17 protein-coding genes are annotated in these 18,405 nt (G+C 71.2%); 16 read left to right on the top strand and 1 reads right to left on the bottom strand.

Annotated features, from left to right (window positions below):
- From ruvX to G6024_RS10685, 3 genes are all read left to right on the top strand, one after another.
- On the top strand, positions 1–490 hold a 490-nt coding region (ruvX, locus tag G6024_RS10695), incomplete at its 5' end, for a Holliday junction resolvase RuvX (protein ID WP_478213486.1).
- A 93-nt stretch (positions 491–583) separates the two neighbouring features.
- A complete protein-coding gene (locus G6024_RS10690; RefSeq protein ID WP_159148672.1) occupies positions 584–1,756 on the top strand; it encodes an endolytic transglycosylase MltG in 1,173 nt (390 codons plus the stop codon).
- The gene (locus G6024_RS10685) at positions 1,746–2,585 is read left to right on the top strand and encodes a shikimate dehydrogenase (protein WP_159148671.1); all 840 of its coding nucleotides are present in this window, start codon (positions 1,746–1,748) and stop codon (positions 2,583–2,585) included. Before G6024_RS10690 ends, G6024_RS10685 begins: the two co-directional genes overlap by 11 nt.
- A gap of 70 nt (positions 2,586–2,655) precedes the next feature.
- On the opposite strand, the gene G6024_RS10680 is transcribed toward G6024_RS10685, so the two are convergent.
- Entirely contained in the window at positions 2,656–4,170 is a 1,515-nt protein-coding gene (locus G6024_RS10680; protein ID WP_159148670.1) for a flavin-containing monooxygenase, read from the bottom strand.
- Positions 4,171–4,240: 70 nt separating this feature from the next.
- Between G6024_RS10680 and G6024_RS10675 the strand changes: the two genes are divergently transcribed.
- From G6024_RS10675 to carB, 13 genes are all read left to right on the top strand, one after another.
- Entirely contained in the window at positions 4,241–5,314 is a 1,074-nt protein-coding gene (locus G6024_RS10675; RefSeq protein WP_159148669.1) for an AraC family transcriptional regulator, read from the top strand.
- 26 nt (positions 5,315–5,340) lie between these two features.
- Complete coding sequence (gene aroC, locus G6024_RS10670) at positions 5,341–6,555, top strand: chorismate synthase (RefSeq protein ID WP_120283332.1); 1,215 nt, start codon at positions 5,341–5,343, stop codon at positions 6,553–6,555.
- Positions 6,552–7,100, top strand: coding sequence for a shikimate kinase (locus G6024_RS10665; RefSeq protein ID WP_159148668.1), 549 nt, complete (start codon positions 6,552–6,554; stop codon positions 7,098–7,100). The genes aroC and G6024_RS10665 overlap by 4 nt, the downstream gene beginning before the upstream one ends.
- Positions 7,101–7,158: 58 nt before the next feature.
- Positions 7,159–8,286 (top strand): 3-dehydroquinate synthase, encoded by a 1,128-nt coding sequence (gene aroB, locus G6024_RS10660; RefSeq protein WP_159148667.1) that lies wholly within the window; start codon positions 7,159–7,161, stop codon positions 8,284–8,286.
- Positions 8,283–9,383, top strand: a complete 1,101-nt coding sequence (locus G6024_RS17050) for an aminopeptidase P family protein (protein ID WP_119192954.1) — start codon at positions 8,283–8,285, stop codon at positions 9,381–9,383. The genes aroB and G6024_RS17050 overlap by 4 nt, the downstream gene beginning before the upstream one ends.
- Before the next feature lie 75 nt (positions 9,384–9,458).
- A complete protein-coding gene (gene efp / locus G6024_RS10650; RefSeq protein ID WP_067717936.1) occupies positions 9,459–10,022 on the top strand; it encodes an elongation factor P in 564 nt (187 codons plus the stop codon).
- Positions 10,023–10,024: 2 nt separating this feature from the next.
- Positions 10,025–10,603: a transcription antitermination factor NusB gene (gene nusB / locus G6024_RS10645; RefSeq protein WP_069389334.1), complete on the top strand. Its 579-nt coding sequence runs from the start codon at positions 10,025–10,027 to the stop codon at positions 10,601–10,603.
- A 69-nt stretch (positions 10,604–10,672) separates the two neighbouring features.
- Entirely contained in the window at positions 10,673–11,257 is a 585-nt protein-coding gene (gene pyrR, locus G6024_RS10640; RefSeq protein ID WP_067717941.1) for a bifunctional pyr operon transcriptional regulator/uracil phosphoribosyltransferase PyrR, read from the top strand.
- Entirely contained in the window at positions 11,254–12,195 is a 942-nt protein-coding gene (locus G6024_RS10635) for an aspartate carbamoyltransferase catalytic subunit (protein WP_067717943.1), read from the top strand. Before pyrR ends, G6024_RS10635 begins: the two co-directional genes overlap by 4 nt.
- Entirely contained in the window at positions 12,192–13,517 is a 1,326-nt protein-coding gene (locus G6024_RS10630) for a dihydroorotase (protein WP_159148666.1), read from the top strand. The genes G6024_RS10635 and G6024_RS10630 overlap by 4 nt, the downstream gene beginning before the upstream one ends.
- Positions 13,514–14,062, top strand: a complete 549-nt coding sequence (locus G6024_RS10625; RefSeq protein WP_159148665.1) for a PH-like domain-containing protein — start codon at positions 13,514–13,516, stop codon at positions 14,060–14,062. Before G6024_RS10630 ends, G6024_RS10625 begins: the two co-directional genes overlap by 4 nt.
- Entirely contained in the window at positions 14,059–15,267 is a 1,209-nt protein-coding gene (gene carA, locus G6024_RS10620) for a glutamine-hydrolyzing carbamoyl-phosphate synthase small subunit (protein WP_067717951.1), read from the top strand. The genes G6024_RS10625 and carA overlap by 4 nt, the downstream gene beginning before the upstream one ends.
- The coding region (gene carB, locus G6024_RS10615; RefSeq protein ID WP_159148664.1) for a carbamoyl-phosphate synthase large subunit at positions 15,267–18,405 on the top strand (3,139 nt) is incomplete at its 3' end. The genes carA and carB, both read left to right, overlap by 1 nt.

Here is an 18,405-nt window from a genome sequence, read left to right as displayed (position 1 = left end):
GGCCGGGCCAGCCGGGCCAGCCGGGCCCGCCACGTCCGGCGGCGGATGGGCCCGCGGTCGCCGGCTCGGACTGGACGTGGGCACCGCCCGTATCGGTGTGGCCTCCTGTGACCCCGACGGGATCCTCGCCACCCCCGTCGAGACCATCAAGGTCACCGACGGCGACCCCCGGTGGGCGAGCGAGCTCCGGCGTCTCGCCGAGCTCGTCGAGGAGTACGACGCCGTGGGTGTGGTGGTCGGGCTGCCCACCTCGCTCAAGGGCCGGGAGACCGCGTCCACCGCGATGGCCCGCTCGTTCGCCACCGCCCTGACGGCCGGGGCGCCCGACCTGCCGGTGGACCTCGTCGACGAGAGGCTGACGACGGTGACCGCGAGTTCGGCACTGCACGGCGCCGGCCGCAACACGCGGAAACAGCGCGACGTGATCGACCAGGCGGCCGCCGTTGTCCTGCTCCAGGCCTGGATCGACTCGCGGCACGCCCGCCGATGAGCGACCCCCCGGCGTGCCCGCCTGGATAAACTGGCCGACGAGCACGATGCTGTCCGCGGGACAGCTCCCCTGACACCATGACCGAGGAGCACGATGTCTGCGGCACGAGGACGCTCACGTACAGGAGCCACCACGAGGTTCATCCTCCTGGCGGCCGTGATCGGGGTGGTCCTCGCCTTCGGCGTGATGGTCTACCGCAACCAGAACACCGAGGTCGCGGCGGCCCCGGACTTCGACGGACAGGGCAGCGGGAACGCGCTGCTGCACGTGGAACCGGGGGACACCCTGGGGGTCGTCGGGGACCGCCTCTACGACATCGGCACCGTGGCCAGTACCCGCGCCTTCACCGGAGCGGCGGCGGGGACGCCCGTCGAGGGCATCCAGCCCGGCTACTACCAGGTGCGGCAGGAGATGAGCGCGGCCGCCGCCGTGGACGCACTGGCGGACCCCCAGAACCGCGTCGGGTTCATCGAGGTCAAACCTGGCGGCCGGCTGCTCGACACGGTCGTGGTCGGTGGTGGCAGGGAGAAGGGCATCTACACCCTGATCGCCGACGCCACGTGCCTCCGCGATCTGGACGAGCCCGAGGCCGCCCCGATGTGTCGGCAGCCCCAGGAGATCGTCGACGCGGCCGTGCAGGCCGACCCGGCCGAACTCGCGGTCCCCGACTGGGCCATCGACGAGGTCCGGGGCGCCCCGGACCCGGTCCGTCGCCTCGAGGGGTTGATCGCCCCGGGGGTCCACAACATCAACCCGCAGTCCGAGCCCGTCGAGATCCTGCGTCAGCTCATCGACGCCTCGACCGCCTCCTACGACGAGACCGGACTCGTCCCGGCCGCCGACCGTATCGGTCTCACCCCCTACGAGGTGGTCACCGCCGCGTCGCTGGTGGAGAAGGAGGGCAAGCTCCAGGACTTCGACAAGGTCGCACGGGTCATCCTCAACCGCCTCGCCGAGCCCATGCGTCTCCAGTTCGACTCCACGGTCAACTACGCTCTCGCCGACCAGGAGATCGCCACCACCGACGCCGACCGGGCCGAGGTCACCCCGTGGAACACCTACGCGATGGACGGACTGCCCTACGGGCCGATCGGTTCACCGGGTCTCGACGCACTGCGCGCGATGGAGAACCCCGCCGACGGGCAGTGGAAGTACTTCGTCACGGTCGACATGGAGGGCACCACCAGATTCGCGGACGAATACCCGGAGCACGAGCGCTATCAGAGCGAGGCCATCGCCAACGGGGTCCTCGCCAGTGGTCGCTGATCCCACGGGCGCACCGCGCTCGGCTGCCGTCCTGGGGCACCCGGTGGACCACTCGCTGTCCCCGGTCCTGCACGGTGCCGCGTACCGGGCGCTCGGCCTCGACGACTGGACCTACGAGCGCATCGACTGCGACGCCGAGCGACTGCCGTCTGTGGTCGACTCGTCGCCCGCCGACCGCATCGGTTACTCGGTCACGATGCCCGGCAAGTTCGCCGCGCTCGCCCACGCCGACGAGGTGAGTGAACGCGCCCGCATCGTCGGCAGCGCCAACACGCTCGTCCGGCGGGCGGGCGGCTGGTTCGCCGACTGCACGGACGTCGACGGTGTGACCGGGGCGCTCGCCGCCTTCGGGGACCTCCCGGACCATCCGACGGCAGTCGTCTTGGGCGTGGGGGGAACCGCCAGACCGGTTCTCGCCGGGCTCGCCGAGGCCGGCGCCACGCGGGTGGTGCTTGCCTCCAGGCGCGACAACGCCGGGCCGGCGGCCGACTGCGGACGGGCCCTCGGGCTCGGGGTCCGCACCATGGGCCTCACCGACCCGGAACTGATCGGGGAGATCACGCGGGCCGATGTTCTGATCAACACCGTCCCCGAACCCGGCGTGCGGGAGCTCACGGACCTGGTCGCCGGCGCCCGACGGGTGTTCGACGTCCTCTACGACCCCTGGCCCACCGCGGCCGGCGCAGCAGCCCAGGCCGCGGGCATCCCCGTGGTCGGTGGCGACGTGATGTTGCTCCACCAGGCCTTCGGTCAGGTGGAGCTGTTCACCGGGCACCCGGCGCCGCGCGGGGAGATGGCCGCCGCGCTGTCGCAGGCGCTCGGTCGCTGACCGCGCGGACACGGAGACGCGGGGACACGGGGACGCCCACCGTGCCGGAGCCGCACGGCCGGATGATCGGTCAGATGCCCGAGGGCTCCGTGGCGCGACGGGGGGCGACCGTCTCGAAGTCGGCCGGGTCCGCGGTCCGGGTGCGACGCTGGTACTCGTGCACCAGCCCCGGCCAGTTCGTCGTGATCCGGCCTGAGTCCGCCTTGTACCAGGAGTCGCAGCCGCTCCACACCGACGCACCGAGGCGGCGCATGATCTCGTCGTCGTAGGCCTCGTGCACCTCGCGACGGACGTCCACGGCCACCGTCCGATCCGCCCGAGCCAGTTCCTCGACCACCTGGCGGATGTACCTCGCCTGCTGTTCGATCATGAGGATGATCGAGCTGCTCCCGAGATTGGTGTTGGGTCCGTAGATCACGAACATGTTGGGGAAGCCCGGCACGGCCATCCCGAGATACGCGCGCGCACCCTCTCGCCACTGCTCGTGCAGGTCCCGACCGCCGCGTCCACGCACGGTGATCGGTGCCAGGAAGTCGGTGGCCCGGAAACCCGTGCCGTACACCACGACATCGACGGGACGCACCCGTCCGTCCGCGGTGACGATCCCCTCGGGGACGACCTCGGCGACGGTGTCGGTCACCACGTCGACGTTCGGCTGCGCGAGAGCGGGGTACCACTGGTTGCTGAACAGCATCCGCTTGCACCCGATCGGTTCCGTCGGGGTGAGGGCCTCGCGCAGCCGGGGGTCGCGGACGGTGAGCCGCAGATTGGCGCGGGCGAGCCCGCCGAGGATCCTGGCGAGCGGCCGCGCGGAGGTCAGTGCCAGGCCGACGACTTCCGTCGTCTCCCAGATCGTGCCGCGCATCGCGGTCATGAGGCCGGGGACACGGGCGAACGCCGCCCGGTGGGCGTCCGTGTAGGCGCGGTCCGGTTTGGGCACCACCCACGGCGCTGAGCGTTGGTAGACGGTCACGTGCGCGGCCACCTCGCGGATGCGGGGGACGAACTGGATGGCCGAGGCCCCGGTGCCGAGTACCGCGACCCGCTTACCCGTCAGATCGACGTCGTGCCGCCACTCGGCCGAGTGGAACGACGGGCCGGCGAACGTCTCCGACCCGGGGATGTCCGGGTAGGCCGGACGGGACAACTGACCCACCGCGGGCACGAGCACCTCGGCCTCGAACGACTCGCCGGAGGCGGTGTGCACTGTCCACGTGGCGCTGTCGTCGTCGAACTCCGCGGAGGTCACCTCGATGCCGGTGCGCACGAGTTCGCGCAGGCCGTACCTGTCGGCGGTCTCCCGGATGTAGGACAGGATGTCGGGTTGCTCGGCGTAGCGACGGCCCCAGTCCGTCCTGCGGTGGAAGGAGTACGAGTAGAGGTTCGACGGGACGTCGCAGGCCGCTCCGGGGTAGGTGTTGTCCCGCCACACCCCTCCGACATCGTCGGCCTTCTCCAGGATCGTCACCTCGGCCAGGCCGTCACGGGTGAGCTCGTAGGCGGCGCCGAGGCCACCGAATCCGGCTCCGATGATGATCACGCGCGGTCGTCGCCGCCGGGTCCCGGGGGAGGAGGAAGAGGTCATGTCGTGACGGTAGTGCCCCGGCCCCGCGTGGCCGCAGACATTCACGGACGAATAATCCATAATTCCGGACATGACCACCTGGGACGACCCCGCGGTCCCACACTGGGACTTCCCCCGCTCGGCCATCGGGATCGGCGTGCTCGTCGAGGCCGGGGACCGGCTCGGCGTGGAGGCCGGCCGGGTCCTGCAGGGGATCGCGCTCTCCCCGGCCGACCTCGCCACCCCCGATCTACTCGTGACGCCGGACCAGGAACTGACCGCGATCCGCAACCTCCGCGCCGCCGCGGGCGACCGGCCCGCCCTCGCCGCCGAGGTGGGCGCCACCTACCGGTTGACCACCTTCGGGATCTTCGGATACGCCCTGCTGTCGAGCCCGACGCTCCGCGACGTGATCGCCGTGACGCTCCGCTTCATCGACTTGAGCTACATCTTCAGCACGATCGGTGTGGAGTCGACGGGGGACAGGATCGTGGTGCGTCTGGAGGACACCGCGCTCCCGGACGACGTCCGCGAGTTCCTCGTGGACCGCGACCTGTTCGCGATCCACTCCGTCCTCGGCGAGCTCGTCCCCGGAGGTGTCCCGTTCACCGACATCTCCTTCGGTGGGGGGCGGTCATCCGGGACCCTGACCGCATACGGGGACCGGCTCGGCCTCGTGCCGTCGGAGTCCGACCACGGCACCGGCGTCACGATGGTCCTCGACGCCGCGCGTCTCGACGAACCGCTCCCGCAGGGGAGCCCGGCGGCGGTGACGGTGGCCGAGGCCATGTGCCGCGACCTGGCCGCCACCCGCCGGACCCGGGGGCCGGTGAGCAGCCGGGTCCGCGTTGAGATCGCCGGTCGTCTCACGCAGGGGGCCTCCATGTCTTCGGTGGCCGCCGGGCTGGGGGTCAGTTCCCGGACCCTGCGCAGGCACCTGTCGGACGAGGGCACGTCGTTCCAGCGGCTTCTCGACGACGTCCGGCTGGAACTGGCCAGGCGGATGCTGGCGACCGGTCTGCTGTCGGTGGAGGACGTCGCGTTGCGTCTGGGGTATGCCGAGGCCTCGAGCTTCATCCACGCGTTCCGGCGTCTCACCGGTGACACCCCGCACCGGGCCGTCGTCGCCTCGCGGGCGCGGCGGTCCGCGACGACCCGGGCCTGATGTGCCGGGCCGTACCCCGACGTGGGATGATCGGCGACGTGCTGAAGTGGACCACTGCCGGAGAATCGCACGGCCAGGCCCTGGTGACGATCGTCGAGGGCGTGATCGCCGGGGTCGAGGTGACGAGCGACGAGATCGCCTCGCAACTCGCGCGCCGTCGCCTGGGCTACGGCCGCGGGGCGCGGATGAAGTTCGAGGCGGACGCCGTCCGGGTCCTCGGCGGCGTCCGCCACGGCCGGACCATGGGATCGCCGGTGGCGATCGAGGTCGGCAACACCGAGTGGCCCAAGTGGGAGCAGATCATGTCGGCGGACCCCGTCGACCCGGAGGCGATCGACGACAAGGCCCGCGCCGCCCGCCTGACCCGCCCGCGGCCCGGTCACGCCGACTTCTCCGGGATGCTCAAGTACGACTTCGACGACGCCCGGATGGTCCTCGAGCGCGCGAGCGCCCGGGAGACCGCCGCCCGCGTCGCGGCCGGGACGGTCGCCCGTGCGGTGCTGCGGGACGTCCTCGGCGTCGAGGTCCTCTCGCACGTCATCTCCATCGGTGCGTCTGAGCCGTACGTCGGTCCCGAACCCGGGTACGCGGACCTCGAGGACATCGACGCCAGCCCTGTGCGGGCCTTCGATGCCGCCGCCGCGGAGTCGATGATCGCCGAGATCGAGGCCGCGAAGAAGGCCGGGGACACCCTCGGGGGCGTCGTCGAGGTGGTCGTCCACGGCCTCCCGATCGGTCTCGGCTCCCACGTGTCCGGCGACGATCGTCTCGACGCACAGCTCGCCGGCGCCCTCATGGGCATCCAGGCCATCAAGGGTGTCGAGGTGGGGGACGGCTTCGAGACCGCGCGCCGCCGTGGCAGCGTCGCCCACGACGAGATGGTCCGCGGTGACGACGGCGTCGAGCGTCGTAGCAACCGGGCCGGCGGCCTGGAGGGCGGCATGACCAACGGTCAGCCCCTGCGGGTACGGGCAGCGATGAAGCCCATCTCCACGGTGCCCCGTGCGCTGAGCACGGTGGACATGGAGGACGGATCCGCGGCCACAGCCATCCACCAGCGGTCGGACGTGTGTGCGGTTCCGGCGGCGGGCGTCGTCGCGGAGTCGATGGTCGCCCTCGTGCTGGCCCGCGCGGTCCTGCAGAAATTCGGTGGCGACTCGCTGGCGGAGACCCGCCGGAACGTCGGCGGATACCTCGACGCGGTCGCCGAGCGGCTGGACTGGGCGACGGACGAGGCATGAGCGAGCCGGCACGGCCGGTCGCCGTGCTCGTGGGACCACCCGGTGCCGGCAAGACGACCATCGGCCGCAAGCTCGCCCGGCGGCTCGACGTGCCGTTCCGCGACGCCGACCACCTCATCGAGGAGGCCGAGGGCCGGTCCATCCCCGAGATCTTCGCCACCGACGGCGAGCCGCACTTCCGCGAGATCGAGGAGCGGATCATCGGTGACGCGCTCACGTCGTTCGACGGCGTCCTGTCCCTGGGGGGCGGGGCGGTCCTGTCGGCGGTGACCCGGCAACGCCTGCGAGGCCACCGGGTCGTCCACCTCACGATCGGGGTGGCCGAGGGGGTGCGCCGATCCCAGGGTCCGGGTCGCCCGCTGTTGGCCGGGGGCGACGTCACAGCCCGGTACCAGGCACTGCTGACCGAACGCTCGCCGCTGTACCGGGAGGTCGCCTGGACCACCGTGAGCACCGAGCGGCGCAGTTCGGGCAAGGTGGTGACGGACATCGTCGACAGGCTCCACTCCGGCGACCCGCACCTGCGGGGCGGCGTTCGGAGATGAGTGACGACCAGACGCGTAGCGACACGAGTGCGACACGAGCGATGAGCGGGAGCAGCAGATGAACCAGGACGAGAACACCACCGAGCCCGTCGTCGTGGAGGTGCGCGCCGCGGACCCGTACCCCGTGGTCATCGGCCGGGGCCTGCTCCCGGAGATCCTCGAGGCGTGTTCGTCCTCGCGAACCGTGGCGATCTTCTACCAACCGCCGCTGGCCCAGACCGCCGAGGCGCTCCGCGAGAAGCTCGCCGACGCCGGCATCGACGCCCACCGGATCGAGATCCCGGACGCGGAGGCCGGCAAGGACTTCGCCGTCGCCGGGTACTGCTGGGACGTCCTGGGCCAGATCGGGTTGAACCGCAAGGACACCGTCGTGAGCCTCGGCGGGGGCGCGGCCACCGACCTCGCGGGCTTCGTCGCCGCCACCTGGATGCGTGGCGTCCGGGTCGTACACATCCCCACCACCCTGCTGGCGATGGTCGACGCCGCGGTCGGTGGCAAGACCGGAATCAACACCGATGCCGGGAAGAACCTGGTGGGCTGCTTCCACGAGCCCGCCGCCGTGTTCATCGACACCGCGACGCTCGAGACCGTCCCGCACAACGAGTTGGTCTCCGGAATGGCCGAGGTGGTCAAGTGCGGCTTCATCGCCGACCCGGAGATCCTCGACCTCATCGAGGCGGATCCCGCTGCGGCGCTCGATCCGGGCGGCGAGACGATCGTCGAGCTCATCCGCCGCAGCGTGCAGGTCAAGGCCGACGTGGTCGGCCAGGACCTCAAGGAGTCCGGCCTGCGGGAGATCCTCAACTACGGCCACACCCTCGGCCACGCCGTGGAGCGTCGCGAGCAGTACCGGTGGCGTCACGGCGCGGCGATCAGCGTCGGGATGTGCTTCGTCGCCGAGCTCGCCAGGCTGGCGGGCCGACTGGACGACGCGACGGCGGACCGTCACGCCTCCGTCCTCGCGTCCCTCGGACTTCCCACCGGGTACGACGAGGACGCCTTCCCGCGGTTGCTCGAGCTGATGGCCGGCGACAAGAAGAACCACTCGGGTTTCCTGCGCCTTGTCGTGCTGGACGGACTGGCCCGCCCGTCGCGCATGGAGGCCCCGGACCCGTCGCTCATGACGGCGGCGTACGCCACCATCTCGGAGGGCCGCAAGCCCAGCGGTGGAGGGATCCTGCTGTGATCGAGCGTCTCGCCCCACGTCGCCGCGCCGTCGCCGCCGCCCTCGCCGACGTCGGTGCCGACGCCCTGTTGGTGACCGATCCACGGAACATCGCCTACCTGACCGGGTTCTCCGGGTCGGGTGGGGCCGTCCTGGTGGAGGACGACGGCGAGGCGGTCCTCTGCACGGATTCCCGCTACGAACTCCAGGTCGTCGAGCAGGCCCCGGACGTGGGCCACGTGATCTCGCGCGAGTACGTCGCCGGCGTCCTCGGTCGTCGTCGCGGACCCGCCGACGCCCCGCTCGCCGTCGAGGCCGATCAGCTGACCCTGTCCGCGGCCGCCGGCCTGCGCCGTGCGCTCGCGGCGACCGGGGGAGCGGACGCCCGGATAGTGGAGACCAGCGGGCTGGTGGAGACGGTGCGCCGCGCCAAGGATCCCGACGAGCTCGCCCTCATCGCCAGGGCGTGCACGGTGGTCGACGAGGCGTGGACCCACGTGCTGGGCAGCGACCTGGTGGCGGCCGGTCGGACCGAACGAGAGGTCGCGGCGGACCTGGAGCACGCGATGCGGCGGGCCGGTTCGGACGGCGTGGCGTTCGAGACGATCGTGGCCTCCGGACCCAACGGAGCGCACCCGCACCACGTTCCCGGGGACCGGGTCCTGGCCGAGGGCGACCTGGTGGTGGTGGATTTCGGAGCCACGGTCTCGGGGTACGCGTCCGACTGCACCCGCACGGTCGCGTTGGGGACCGCCCCGGACCGTCTGGTGGAGGCCTACGAGGTCGTCCGCCGAGCTCAGATCGCGGGGGTCGAGGCCGTCCGCGCCGGCGTCCCGTGCGCCGAGCTCGACGCCGTCAGCCGCGACATCATCACCGACGCCGGGTTCGGCGAGCACTTCGGCCACTCGCTGGGGCACGGGGTGGGGTTGGACGTGCACGAAGCGCCCGCGGTGTCGACCCGGTCCACGAGTACACTGTCCGACGGCGATGTGATCACCATCGAGCCGGGGATCTACCTCCCGGGCCTCGGCGGGATCCGAATCGAGGACACCGTGGCCGTCACCGGCGGTGGCGGACGGTCCCTGACCACCACGTCGAAGGACCTCAGGGTGCTCTGAGGATCCGACCCACGATCATGCGCGCGACGCCGCCCCCGGCTGCGGCGCGGACGACTTCCCGAAGGAGTACCGACTATGGCGTCCACCGCCGATTTCAAGAACGGCCTCGTCCTCAAGGAGGAGGGCCAACTCTGGCAGATCACCGAGTTCCAGCACGTCAAGCCCGGCAAGGGCCCCGCGTTCGTGCGGACCAAGATGAAGAACGTGGTCAGCGGCAAGACCATCGACAAGACGTTCAGTGCCGGCGTGAAGGTGGAGACCGCGACCGTCGACCGGCGCGACATGACCTTCCTCTACCGCGACGGCGAGGACTACGTCCTCATGGACGAGAAGGACTTCGAGCAGATCAACGTCACGCCGACCGTGATGGGTGACGGTGCCCGCTTCCTGCTCGAGAACACCTCGGTCCAGGTCTCCATCCACGAGGGTGTCCCGCTGTTCGCCGAGATGCCGGTCGCCGTCGACCTGCTGGTCCAGCACACCGACCCGGGCCTGCAGGGCGACCGTTCGACCGGTGGCACCAAGCCGGCGACCCTCGAGACGGGTGCCGAGGTCCAGGTGCCGCTGTTCATCAACACCGGCGACAAGCTGCGCATCGACACCCGTGACGGCCGCTACCTCAGCCGGGTGAACGACTGATCATGTCGGAAGACGTCGACCACCGCCGTCGCGGATCACGTTACCGGGCGCGTAGGCGCGCGGTCTCGCTGCTGTTCGAGGCGGAGCTACGTGACGCGGACGTGGTGGCGCTCGCCGAGGAGCGTCGGCAGATGGGCGAGGACTCCCAGGAGTTCCACGACGTCGCGCCCTACACGATGGAGATCGTCACCGGCGTCGCCGAGCGGCTCGACCGCCTCGACTCCACCATCACCGAGCACCTGAGGGAGTGGACGCTGGAGCGGCTGCCCGCCGTCGACCGCGCGGTCCTGCGCGCCGGTGCGTGGGAACTGCTCTTCGGCTCGGACGAGGTGGACGCCGCCGTCGTGATCGACCAGGCGGTCCTTCTGGTGTCCGACCTGTCCGCGGAGAAGTCGGTTCCGTACGTCAACGCGGTCCTCGACCGCGTGGCCGGCCTGGCCCAGCACATCAGGGCCGCCGAGCGGGCCGTGGCGGGCCTGGACACCCCGCCCGCCGACGCTGCCTCCGAGGCCGCCGGCGACGAGCCCGGAGACGTGTCGGAGGCCACGTCCACCGATCCCGGAACGGACACCGGGGACTGATAGAGTTCGGGACCGAAAGCTATCCCTTTAACGAGCCGTCCAGCGAGGCGGACAAGGAGGTGGTGATCGGTGAGCGCTGACGGTTCGCAAGAGAACTCGGTGTCACTCTTCACGTCCGACGACGTCGCCAGGACGGTGTCCCGCCTGGCACATCAGATCATCGAACGCACTGCTGCGGACGCGCCCGATTCGGGCCCCGTGGTGCTGCTCGGAATCCCCACCCGCGGGGTGCCGCTCGCCGCCCGACTCGCCGAGAGGATCCGTGAGTTCAGCGGCGCGGACGTCCACGCCGGGGCCCTCGACGTCACGCTCTACCGCGACGACCTCGCCGGGGGCCCGCACCGGCCGATGAACCCCACGCGGGTCCCGTCGGCCGGGATCGACGGCGCGACGGTGATCCTCGTGGATGACGTCCTGTTCTCGGGCCGGACCATCCGCGCGGCGTTCGACGCCCTGCGCGACCTCGGTCGACCGGCGCGGGTCCAGCTCGCCGTGCTGGTCGACCGCGGGCATCGTGAACTGCCGATCCGGGCCGACTACGTGGGCAAGAACGTCCCCACCTCCCGCGACGAGGGAGTGTCCGTCCGGCTCACCGAGGTCGACGGGGTCGACGCCGTGGTCCTGCGGCGTCCGGACGCGGAGAGGACGAGATGAAGCACCTGCTCTCGGCCGCCGACCTCGACCGCGACTCGGCCCTGTCCATCCTCGACGAGGCGGAACGACTCAAGGAGACGCTCCTCGGTCGCGAGGTCCGCAAGTTGCCGACACTGCGGGGCAAGACCGTCCTCACCGTGTTCTACGAGAACTCCACCCGCACGCGGGTGTCGTTCGAGACGGCCGGCAAGTGGATGAGCGCGGACGTCATCAACGTCTCCGCCAGCGCCTCCTCGGTCCAGAAGGGCGAGTCGTTGCGTGACACGGCGCTCACCCTGACCGCCATCGGCGCGGACGCCCTCATCGTGCGTCACCCCGCCTCCGGGTCCGCTCAGCAGATCGCCGGGTGGGTCGCGCCGGGTGGCGTCGGCCCGTCGGTCATCAACGCCGGTGACGGGATGCACGAGCACCCCACCCAGGCCCTGCTCGACGCCATGACCCTGCGTGAACGCCTCGGCGGGATAGACGGACGCCGGGTGGTGATCGTCGGGGACATCCTGCACTCGCGCGTCGCCCGGTCCAACGCCCTGTTGCTGTCCACGTTGGGCGCCGAGGTGGTCCTCGTCGCCCCGCCGACCCTGCTCCCGGTGGGAGTCGACGGCTGGCCGGTCCGCGCGTCGACCGACCTCGACGCGGAGTTGGACGGTGCGGACGCCGTCATGATGCTGCGCGTCCAGGCCGAGCGGATGAACGGTGGGTTCTTCCCGTCTGCCCGCGAATACGCGGTGCGCTACGGGCTCGGGCCGACGCGCGCCGCCCGGCTCCGCGACGACGTCGTGGTCCTGCACCCGGGTCCGATGGTCCGTGGGATGGAGATCGGCTTCGACACCGCCGACGCGCCGTCCTCCGCGATCCTCCAGCAGGTCACCAACGGCGTGCACGTGCGCATGTCGGTCCTGCTCCACACTCTCGTCACGGCGGAAGGAACCCCTGAGTGAGCGCCCCCCACACACCGACCCTGTTGCTACGGCGGGTGCGTCCCTACGGCGAGGGCGACCCGGTCGACGTCCTCGTCCGCGACGGCGTCGTCGCCGCGATCGGTCCGGACGCGGGCGGGTCCGTGGACCTGTCCGCGCCGGGCACCGAGGTCCTCGATGCGGACGACGCCGTGCTGCTGCCGGGGTTCGTCGACCTGCACACCCACCTGCGTGAACCCGGTCGCGAGGACACCGAGACCATCGCCTCGGGTTCTGCCGCCGCGGCCCGCGGGGGGTACACGGCGGTGTTCGCCATGGCCAACACCCAACCCCCGCAGGACAACCAGACGGTGACCGACTCGGTCTGGCGGATCGGCCGCGAGGTCGGACTGTGCGACGTGCACCCCGTCGGCGCCGTCACCGTGGGTCTCCAGGGTGAGCAGCTCACCGAGATGGGGCAGATGGCCGCGGGGGAGGCCCGCGTCAGGGTGTTCTCCGACGACGGGATGTGCGTCCACGACCCGCTGGTGATGCGTCGAGCCCTGGAGTACTCGGCCGGATTGGGCGTCCTCGTCGCCCAGCACGCCGAGGAACCCCGGCTCACCGGCGGCGCCGTGGCCCACGAGGGGCCCCACGCCGCACGCCTGGGACTGACCGGATGGCCGCGGTCGGCGGAGGAATCGATCGTCGCCCGAGACGCGATCCTGGCCCGCGACGCCGGCGCCCGCGTGCACATCTGCCACGCCTCCACGACCGGCACCGTCGAACTGCTGCGGTGGGCCAAGGACCAGGGGATCTCGATCACCGCCGAGGTCACCCCGCACCACCTGCTCCTCGACGACTCCCGGCTCGAGACCTACGACGGCGTCTACCGGGTCAACCCGCCCCTGCGCGAGGCACACGACACCCTCGCGCTGCGCGAGGCGCTGAGGTCCGGCGTGATCGACTGCGTCGCCACCGACCACGCCCCGCACGCCGCGCAGGAGAAGTGCTGCGAGTTCGCCGCCGCCCGGCCGGGCATGATCGGACTCGAGACCGCCCTGCCGATCGTCGCCGCCCTGCTGGTCGAGACCGGGGACATGACCTGGCGGGACCTCGCCCGGGTCATGAGCACCCGGCCCGCCGAGATCGCCGGCCTGTCGGACCAGGGGCGACCGATCGCCGTAGGGGAGCCCGCGAACCTCGTCGTCGTCGACCCCGACTCCCCGTGGACCGTCGTCGGCGACGCGCTCGCAAGTCTGTCCGCCAACACCCCCTACGAGGGAATGACATTCGCGGCCAGGGTCGTCGGCACCGTGTACCGGGGCCGCCTGACCACCCGCGACGGAGAGGTACTCGCATGACCCAGGACTACTGGACCGTCATCATCGTCATCGCCGTGCTGCTCGCGCTGATCGGTCTGATGACGCTGGGATGGCGGAACCGTAGCCGGTCCCAGGCCGGGCTCTTCGGCGAGCTCCCCACCCCGCCCGCCGACCCGGGCGAGATCGTCCTGGGGCCGCTGACCGGTGTGTACATCGGCAGCACCGTCGCGGGGGACTGGCAGGCCCGGATCGCCCGCCCGCCCCTCGGCCACCGCTCCGCCGGCACCCTGACCGCCCACACCGGCGGCATACGCCTCGAGCTGGCCGACGCCGTCGTGTGGATCCCCCGCGCCGACCTCGTCGACGTGCGCCGCGCCTCGGCGCTGGCCAACAAGACCGTGCCCGGCGGCGGCATCCTCGTCGCGCGATGGCAGGTGACGGGCACCGACGGCCGAACGCTCGTCGACTCCGGTTTCCGGGCGGACGACAAGGACACCTACCCCCGCTGGGAGGCGCTGCGCGGAGACGCCGACCCCTCCGACACGCCCACCGACTCCAGCTCCACCACCGAGGAGAACCAGTGACACCGCACAGCACCACGCCCGCGCCGCAGGCGGGCCCGCAACCCGCCGCGCTCGTCCTCGAGGACGGACGCATCCACCGCGGCACCTCCTTCGGCGCGACCGGGACCACCCTCGGGGAGGCCGTGTTCACCACCGGCATGTCCGGCTACCAGGAGACCCTCACCGACCCCTCCTACTGCCGGCAGATCGTCGTGGCGACCGCGCCGCAGATCGGCAACACCGGCTGGAACGACGAGGACGGCGAGTCCCTCCTCGACGGTGAGGCCCGCGGGGGCCGGATCTGGGTCTCCGGCTTCGTGATCCGCGACCTGTCGCGACAGCCCTCCAACCACCGGTCCAGCCGCAGCCTCGAAGACGAGATGGCCGCCCAGGGCGTGGTCGGCATCGCCGGTATCGACACGCGCGCCGTGGTCCGCCACATCCGGGAGCTCGGGGCCATGAAGGCCGGGATCTTCTCGGGCGACGACCTGACCGACGACGAGACCATGCTCACCGCGGTCCGGGCCCAGGAGTCCATGGCCGGCGCGTCGTTGTCCGACGAGGTCTCCACGCGCGAGGCCTACGTGGTGGAGCCGGAGGGCGAGGCGTCCTACACGATCGCCGCGCTGGACCTGGGGATCAAGACCAACACCCCCCGGATGCTCACCGAGCGTGGGGTCCGCGTCCACGTCCTGCCCGCCGACTCGACGCTGCAGGACATCCTCGACCTCGGCGTCGACGGGGTGTTCCTGTCCAACGGTCCGGGCGACCCGGCGACGGCCGACCACGCGGTACACCTCACCAAGGAGGTGCTGGGCCAGGGGATCCCCTTCTTCGGCATCTGCTTCGGAAACCAGATCCTCGGCCGGGCTCTGGGGCTGGAGACCTACAAGATGCAGTTCGGGCACCGCGGCATCAACATCCCGGTGATCGAGAAGGCCACCGGCGCCGTGGCCATCACCTCCCAGAACCACGGGTTCGCGCTGCGCGCCCCGGAAGGTGACACCTGGCAGACCCCGTGGGGCACGGCCGCCGTGACCCACGTGTGCGCCAACGACGGCACCGTCGAGGGCGTCGCCCTGGTCGACGGCAGCGCCTTCTCCGTCCAGTACCACCCCGAATCCGCGGCGGGCCCCCGGGACGCCGCCGACCTCTTCGACCGCTTCGTCAGCCTGCTCGAATCCTCCGACCTCGGCTCCGCAGACTCCAGAAAGGGTTCGAACTGATGCCCCGGCGCACAGACATCAACCACGTCCTCGTCATCGGCTCCGGGCCGATCGTCATCGGCCAGGCCTGCGAGTTCGACTACTCGGGCACCCAGGCGTGCCGCGTGCTCAAGTCCGAGGGCCTGCGTGTGACCCTTGTCAACTCCAACCCGGCCACGATCATGACCGACCCGGAGTTCGCCGACGCCACCTACGTCGAGCCCATCACGCCCGAGTTCATCGACAAGATCCTGACCAAGGAGGCCGCCGACGGCCACCCCGTGGACGCGGTGCTCGCGACCCTCGGTGGGCAGACCGCGCTGAACGCGGCCATGCAGCTGGACGCCCAGGGGCTCCTCGACAAGCACGGGGTCGAGCTCATCGGCGCGGACATCCCCGCCATCAACCGCGGCGAGGACCGGCAGACCTTCAAGGACATCGTGGCCAGCGTCGGCGGCGAGTCGGCCCGCAGCGCCGTCTGCCACACGATGGAGGAGGTCCATGCCACCGTCGCCGAGCTGGGGCTGCCGGTCGTGGTCCGGCCCTCCTTCACCATGGGCGGCCTCGGCTCGGGTCTGGCCTACACCACCGAGGACCTCGAGCGCATCGCCGGCGGCGGGCTGTCCGCCTCGCCGACCGCAAACGTTCTCATCGAGGAGTCCATCCTCGGGTGGAAGGAGTACGAGCTCGAGCTGATGCGCGACAACAAGGACAACGTCGTCGTGATCTGCTCGATCGAGAACGTGGACGCCCTGGGTGTGCACACCGGCGACTCCGTCACCGTCGCGCCGTCGATGACGCTGACCGACCGCGAGTTCCAGAACATGCGCGACCTGGGCATCGCGATCATCCGCGCCGTGGGCGTGGACACCGGTGGCTGCAACATCCAGTTCGCCATCAACCCCGTCGACGGCCGCCTGGTCGTGATCGAGATGAACCCCCGGGTCTCGCGGTCCTCCGCGCTGGCCTCCAAGGCCACCGGCTTCCCGATCGCCAAGATCGCCGCACGGCTGGCCATCGGGTACTCGCTCGACGAGATCACCAACGACATCACCGGCGAGACCCCCGCGTGCTTCGAGCCGACCCTCGACTACGTGGTGGTCAAGGCGCCCCGGTTCGCCTTCGAGAAGTTCCCGGGTGCCGACGACACCCTCACCACCACCATGAAGTCGGTGGGTGAGGCCATGAGCCTGGGGCGCAACTACCGGGAGGCCCTCGGCAAGGTCATGCGGTCGCTGGAGACCAAAGCCTCGGGATTCTGGACCCTGCCCGACGAGACCATCGCACCCGGGCGCTCCACCGACGTGGATGCGGTGCTCGCCGACCTGGTCCGTCCGACCGAGGGCCGGATGTACGACGTCGAGCTGGCGCTGCGCCTGGGGGCGACGGTCCAGCAGGTCCACGAGGCCTCCGGCATCGACCCGTGGTTCCTCGAGGAGGTGGCCGAGCTCGTGGACCTGCGCCGCGAGATCGTCGACGCCGCCGTGCTGGGCGCGGACCTGCTGCGTCGGGCCAAGCACAACGGTCTGTCGGACGCGCAGATCGCCGCCCTCCGGCCCGAGTTCGCCGGTGCCGAGGGCGTGCAGCGCCTGCGCCACAGGCTGGGGATCCGGCCCGTCTACAAGACGGTCGACACGTGTGCCGCGGAGTTCGAGGCCAAGACCCCGTACCACTACTCGACCTACGAGCTCGACCCCGCCGCCGAGTCCGAGGTCGCCCCGCAGACCGAGCGCGAGAAGGTGATCATCCTCGGTTCCGGGCCCAACCGCATCGGCCAGGGCATCGAGTTCGACTACTCCTGCGTGCACGCCGCCCTGACGCTGTCCGAGGCCGGGTACGAGACGGTCATGGTCAACTGCAACCCGGAGACGGTCTCGACCGACTACGACACGGCCGACCGGCTGTACTTCGAGCCCCTGACGTTCGAGGACGTCATGGAGGTCTACCACGCCGAGTCCGAGTCCGGCACGGTCGCCGGGGTGCTGGTGCAGCTCGGTGGCCAGACCCCGCTGGGGCTGGCCGCGCAGCTCGAGGCCGCCGGCGTGCCCATTGTGGGCACCAGCCCGTCCGCGATCGACCTGGCCGAGGACCGCCGCGAGTTCGGTGAGGTGCTGGTCCGGGCGGGGCTGCCGGCCCCGGCGTTCGGCACCGCGATCAACGCCGACGAGGCGACCGCCATCGCCGCCGACATCGGGTACCCGGTACTGGTGCGCCCGTCCTACGTGCTGGGCGGCCGGGGCATGGAGATCGTCTACGACGAGGGCTCCCTGCGCTCGTACATCGACCGCGCCACCGAGATCAGTCCGGACCGTCCGGTGCTGGTGGACCGCTTCCTCGACGACGCCGTGGAGATCGACGTCGACGTCCTGTGCGACGGCACCGAGGTGTACCTGGGCGGCGTCATGGAGCACATCGAGGAGGCCGGCATCCACTCCGGCGACTCCGCGTGCACGCTGCCGCCGATCACCCTCGGACAGGACGACATCGACAGGGTCCGCCGCTCCAGCGAGGCGCTGGCCATGGGCATCGGCGTCAAGGGCCTGATGAACGTGCAGTACGCCCTCAAGGACGACGTGCTCTACGTCCTCGAGGCCAACCCCCGGGCCAGCCGGACGGTGCCCTTCGTGTCCAAGGCGACCGGGGTGCACCTGGCCAAGGCGTGTGCCCGCATCATGCTGGGCGAGTCGATCGCCGACCTGCGCGCGGAGGGGCTGCTCCCGTCCGACCGGGACGGCGGCTCCCTGCCCGCGGACGCCCCCGTCGCCGTCAAGGAGGCGGTGCTGCCGTTCAACCGGTTCCGCACCCCGGAGGGCGACACCGTGGAGTCCCTGCTCAGCCCGGAGATGAAGTCCACGGGTGAGGTCATGGGCATCGGCCCGGACTTCGCCGTGGCCTTTGCCAAGGGCCAGCTGTCCGCCGACGGCGTGCTGCCGCTGTCGGGCACCGTGTTCGTCTCGGTGGCCAACCGGGACAAGCGGTCGATGGTGTTCCCGGCCCAGCGGCTGGCGGCGCTCGGGTTCACGGTGCTGGCCACCGAGGGCACCGCGCTCATGCTCCGCCGGTACGGCATCGCCTGCGAGACCGTGGCCAAGCTGACCGAGTCCGGCACCGGCCCGGTCGACGAGGACGGCCGGCCGATCCGCACGATCGTCGACCGCA

This window comes from Dietzia maris (assembly GCF_014144855.1).
Classification (GTDB): Bacteria; Actinomycetota; Actinomycetes; order Mycobacteriales; family Mycobacteriaceae; genus Dietzia; species Dietzia kunjamensis.
This window is presented reverse-complemented; position numbering and strand designations above follow the sequence as displayed.

Coding starts and splice junctions, on each gene's coding strand:
- G6024_RS10690 (WP_159148672.1), top strand. CDS start 584: ATGTCTGCGGCACGAGGACGCTCACGTACAGGAGCCACCACGAGGTTC.
- G6024_RS10680 (WP_159148670.1), bottom strand. CDS start 4,170: ATGACCTCTTCCTCCTCCCCCGGGACCCGGCGGCGACGACCGCGCGTG.
- G6024_RS10675 (WP_159148669.1), top strand. CDS start 4,241: ATGACCACCTGGGACGACCCCGCGGTCCCACACTGGGACTTCCCCCGC.
- aroC (WP_120283332.1), top strand. CDS start 5,341: ATGATCGGCGACGTGCTGAAGTGGACCACTGCCGGAGAATCGCACGGC.
- G6024_RS10665 (WP_159148668.1), top strand. CDS start 6,552: ATGAGCGAGCCGGCACGGCCGGTCGCCGTGCTCGTGGGACCACCCGGT.
- aroB (WP_159148667.1), top strand. CDS start 7,159: ATGAACCAGGACGAGAACACCACCGAGCCCGTCGTCGTGGAGGTGCGC.
- efp (WP_067717936.1), top strand. CDS start 9,459: ATGGCGTCCACCGCCGATTTCAAGAACGGCCTCGTCCTCAAGGAGGAG.
- nusB (WP_069389334.1), top strand. CDS start 10,025: ATGTCGGAAGACGTCGACCACCGCCGTCGCGGATCACGTTACCGGGCG.
- G6024_RS10635 (WP_067717943.1), top strand. CDS start 11,254: ATGAAGCACCTGCTCTCGGCCGCCGACCTCGACCGCGACTCGGCCCTG.
- G6024_RS10625 (WP_159148665.1), top strand. CDS start 13,514: ATGACCCAGGACTACTGGACCGTCATCATCGTCATCGCCGTGCTGCTC.